Source organism: Pseudomonas oryzihabitans (assembly GCF_032027545.1).
GTDB lineage: Bacteria > Pseudomonadota > Gammaproteobacteria > Pseudomonadales > Pseudomonadaceae > Chryseomonas > Chryseomonas oryzihabitans_F.
On the sequence record NZ_JAVSJB010000084.1, the window covers coordinates 1 to 808 of the forward strand.

Genomic DNA, 808 nt, shown 5'->3' on the forward strand with positions numbered 1-808 from the left:
TTACAATAAGGAGCGAATCAAATTGGCACTGGGTGGGCGTAGTCCAGCTGAATATCGTCTGGCAATAGCGAAAGCTGTGAATACCTGTGACGAATAGGACGTTTGCCTCCTAGCTACCGCAGAGTCGATCGGTTTCTAAACCCTCGGCGTTTGAGGAGTGCAGGCATGCTCCGGGTCTCAATAAGCAGTGGCAAGCATGTCGGCTTCAAGAACGAGCCATCTTCAAAGTCACCTGCTGCGCTGCTATGATCTGGTTAGGAGATGGCATTCCTCCTCAAACCGCCTCGTGCTGATGATGCCTACGTAACCCCTTGGCAGGGTGCGTAGGTGCGCCCTGTCTTTTTCAAGGACAGCGCTATGCACCGACCATATCCCTCCCCGGCCCCTAGTCTTCCATTCCCCTTGGGAGACATCCCATGCTGAAACCGCTCATAGCCATCGCACTCGGTGCGACCTTGGGTGCCTGGCTCCGCTGGACACTAGGCTTGAAGCTTAACGCCTGGTTCCCGTCGCTCCCGCCTGGGACGGTCGTTGCGAATCTTGTAGGTGGCTACATCATCGGAATGGCCGTAGCCATCTTCGCTGCTTGGCCCGGGATTGCGCCTGAATGGCGTCTGTTTCTGATTACCGGATTTTGCGGCGGCTTAACCACCTTCTCGACGTTTTCTGCTGAGACACTGATGCTAATCCAGCAAGGAAGGCTGCTCATGGCGCTGACCGCAATCAGCGTTCATGTCGTGGGGTCTCTGTGCATGACAGCCCTGGGTATTTTGACCATCAACCTGCTTCACCCACGCTAGAGGCAATC

The 808-nt window shown here is 55.4% G+C and carries 1 protein-coding gene and 1 riboswitch; the gene reads left to right on the plus strand.

The genetic code is table 11. From position 1 onward, the window contains the following. Window positions 1–248 precede the first annotated feature (248 nt). A riboswitch (Fluoride riboswitch) is annotated at window positions 249–309 on the plus strand. A 107-nt stretch (window positions 310–416) separates the two neighbouring features. Beyond that, on the plus strand, window positions 417–800 hold the full coding sequence (gene crcB / locus RND78_RS27815) for a fluoride efflux transporter CrcB (protein WP_058793839.1): 384 nt from the start codon (window positions 417–419) through the stop codon (window positions 798–800). Window positions 801–808: the final 8 nt, after the last annotated feature.

Excerpts from the sequence above, each read along its gene's own strand:
- crcB (WP_058793839.1), top strand. The coding sequence starts at position 417 with ATGCTGAAACCGCTCATAGCCATCGCACTCGGTGCGACCTTGGGTGCC.